We start from the raw sequence: 3,212 nt of genomic DNA, 5'->3' as shown, positions 1-3,212 counted from the left end.
CCCATCACGCCGATCTTGTCGCCGCGCATGACGCTGGTGGAGAAATCTCGGAAGACTTCGCGGTCTCCATAGGAAAACGCCAGCGCCGCCGCGGCGGCGACCAGCGTGCCGCTGCGATTTCCCTCTTGAATATCGATTCGTGCGGCGGACGTCTGCGATTGGCGTTCGCTGCGCGCCAGCCGCATGGCTTCGAGCGCTCGCACGCGTCCCTCGTTGCGTGTGCGCCGCGCTTTGACGCCCTGCCTGATCCAGACTTCTTCCTCTGCCAGTCGCTTGTCAAACAGGGCGTTTTGCTTTTCCTCGGCGGCCAAGGCGTCGACCTTGCGGATCAGAAACGTCTCGTAGTCGCACGACCAGTCGAAGAGCCGGCCTCGATCGATTTCGAGAATCCGCGTGGCGAGGTTGCGCAAAAACCTGCGATCGTGCGTGACGAAGATCAACGTCGTGCGACAGCGGGCGAGAAACTCTTCGAGCCACGTGATGGCTTCCACGTCGAGATGGTTCGTCGGCTCATCCAGCAGCAAAACGTCTGGATCGGTTACCAGCGAACGCGCGAGCAATACGCGACGCTTCATGCCCGACGACAGCGAGTCGAAGGCGACTTCCGTCGGCAGTTCCATGCGCGCCAGCAGTTGTGTCGCGCGCTGTTCGACCTGCCAGGCGTCCGCCGGTTCCGTCGAATGAATGCCTTGGATCACCACGTCCATGACGCGGCCTGAAACGCCCTGCGGAATGTCTTGAGACAGAAGGGAGACCTTGGCCCCGGTAGCAAACGCGACTTGTCCGGAATCCGGCTCCACATCGCCGGACAGGATGCGAAGAAACGTGGACTTCCCGGCGCCGTTGCGCCCCAGCAAACCAATGCGCTCGCCTGGCTCAATCTGGCACGAAACGTTGTCCAGCAACGGCGGTCCGCGAAAGCCGATCTGGAGCTCCTTAATCGAGATCAGCGGCATAGCGACAACTGCAATCATCCAAGAAGGTCAGACACCGGCCGCCCAGCTCGTGGCCGCCCCTTCGTAGGGCGGTTGCCCGGACAGGAAGAACTGGGGCGGGGTTGCCACCATCTTACTCCAGGTCGGCAGGCGGACATCAGGCGGTCCGTTGGAGACGTCTTGAAGGCGGCGGACTCGCCCGATCACGACGTTTTCGCGGCACAACCCCTGGAATCGGTCCGTCCCGAGCGTTTGTGACGTAGTCTTAAATCAGCGACCAAGGCCGCTACTCTTCGTCGGCGCACTCATTCGGTGCAACTCGCCCATTATCGGAGCAGCATGTCCAATCACTATGCAGCGGATCGTGGCAGAATCTTCCGTCTCAGGCAGACGTCGGACCTTCGTCGTGTGATGATCTACTCAGCACTCGTGGTTTGCGCCAATATCCTGTTCTGGTGCAGTCTGAATCGCTGGGTTCACAACTGAGCCGCGCCTGGCGCATTCAAAAAACTCGTCACGTTCGCCGGTGATCTGGCGAATTTCGCGGAGCGACCGGAGCCTGAGTTCCGGCGAACCGAGCTACCGCTTCATCTGAATTGTACGCATGCTCGAAGTCCGCATCCGCGTCGAGGCGGGCAGTTCGATGCCGAGCGTCGTATCCGCGTTGAACTTCGCCGGCACCATCTCTTTCCCCGCGGCGTCTTTCTTCGACACCTGCACGCGGTAGAAGCCAACGCCGAGGCCGGGTGGATCGACGTCAGGCGCGGAAACCACGACCATGCCGACGGCATCCGACACGCCGATGCCTTCGGTCACCGCGCCGAGCATGAATTCTTCCGGGATCAACTTCACTTCCGCCTCTCCCAGCGGTGCGTCGTCCAGCACCAGTTGCGCGGTGAACAACTTGCGTGCCACGCCCATGTCAACGTACGTCTGCAAACGTCCGGTGAGTTCCGCGTTGTCGATGGCCTTGTCGCCGTTGATATCCAGTTCATCCAGCGCGAAGGTCAAGGACGCGGATTTCTCCAGCTCCTTGCCGTTAATCTTCCCGTCCTTGTTCGCGTCGTAGAGCTCGAACGCCTTCGCGGACGAACCGGCCGGATCGTACGACGGCATCGGCGGCGCCGGCGGAGTACCGAGGCAGCCGGCAAGCGTCAACAGACACAACGCGGATGCCATGTTGGCAAGCTTCGTAATCGAGTACATGCATCGAATCCTTGTTATTGCCATGCATCGTCGCCCGGACGGAAGCGACGCGGTTATTCCACCTTCGTCTCGCCGTCGTCGGTCGGTTCGGTTTCTTCGAGCTTCAATGCCTTGTTCGCCGCCAGCAACGCCCGCTTCCCTTCCGCGGTGACTTGCGTGTTCGAAATGTTCAGCAAGTGAAGCGTTGTCATCGTCTTCAACGGCTCCAAGCCGGCGTCGGTGATGGGCGTGCCGGCGACGCGTAGAACTTCCAGACTCGACAGCCCGGCAAGTTGCGCCAGGCCCTGGTCGGTGATCTTCGTGTTCGATAGGTCCAACGTCGTGAGTCGATCGAGTCCTTGCAACTCCGCCAAGCCCGCGTCGTCCACGCTGGTACCGTCCGCGAACAGTTTCTCCAGCGTCGTCAGTTGCCCCACGTGTGCCATGCCCTGCGACGTCACGCCGGGGCAACGTTCCACCTGTAGGACAAGCAGGTGCGGCAAAGACGTCAACTCCGCGAGTTGCTCATCAACGATCCCGCAGTCCGACAATTTGCACGTATGCAGGTGGTGCAGCTTGCCGATCTGAGGGAACAGTTCCCGCTCGATCGGCTGCAACATGTTCACCACTTCCACGTGCGGGCCGTTCGCCACCAGCAGGATCCGATCGGCGACCTGATTCAAGGCGGCGCGGGCCTCGGTTTCCGCCGCGTCCCGCGCGCGGTTCTGCAGAAACCACCAGCCGACCGCGGCGACCAGCACGACCACAGCCACTCCGGCGATGATGCCCCAGGAGATGCGGCGCTGTGGGGTGGGGGCGGGCGAAGCGACATCTGACATGGCGGGAACGATCCAAGCGGCATGGGAAAGATAACAGTCACGCCACCAGTGTAAGCCCTGAGCGCGCGAACGTGGAGGGGCAGTGCGCGCCTCCGCGCGGGCGAGCCGCGCTAGGCTTCTGTCAGCGGGGCGTGAATCTTCCCCAGGAATCTCTCAGGACGACTGCATTCTCAGATTCGCGAACCGAGTTGGGGTCGGGTTGCGTAGGAGGAGTTAGCCGTTGTGGCGGGAGGGACCGCTTGGGCCAGGGCTG

The 3,212-nt window shown here is 61.9% G+C and carries 3 protein-coding genes; all 3 read right to left on the bottom strand.

Going from position 1 to position 3,212, the window contains the following annotated elements; all coding sequences use genetic code 11:
• A partial coding sequence (locus tag SGJ19_29470) for an ATP-binding cassette domain-containing protein (protein ID MDZ4784395.1) occupies positions 1-956 on the bottom strand: 956 nt, incomplete at its 3' end.
• A 558-nt stretch (positions 957-1,514) separates the two neighbouring features.
• A complete protein-coding gene (locus SGJ19_29465) occupies positions 1,515-2,141 on the bottom strand; it encodes a hypothetical protein (GenBank protein MDZ4784394.1) in 627 nt (208 codons plus the stop codon).
• 53 nt (positions 2,142-2,194) lie between these two features.
• Positions 2,195-2,959 (bottom strand): hypothetical protein, encoded by a 765-nt coding sequence (locus SGJ19_29460; protein MDZ4784393.1) that lies wholly within the window; start codon positions 2,957-2,959, stop codon positions 2,195-2,197.
• Between the last annotated feature and the right edge of the window lie 253 nt (positions 2,960-3,212).

Source organism: Planctomycetia bacterium (assembly GCA_034440135.1).
Classification (GTDB): Bacteria; Planctomycetota; Planctomycetia; order Pirellulales; family JALHLM01; genus JALHLM01.
Note: the sequence above shows the minus strand (reverse complement) of the source record. Positions and strands in the feature narration are given on the sequence as shown.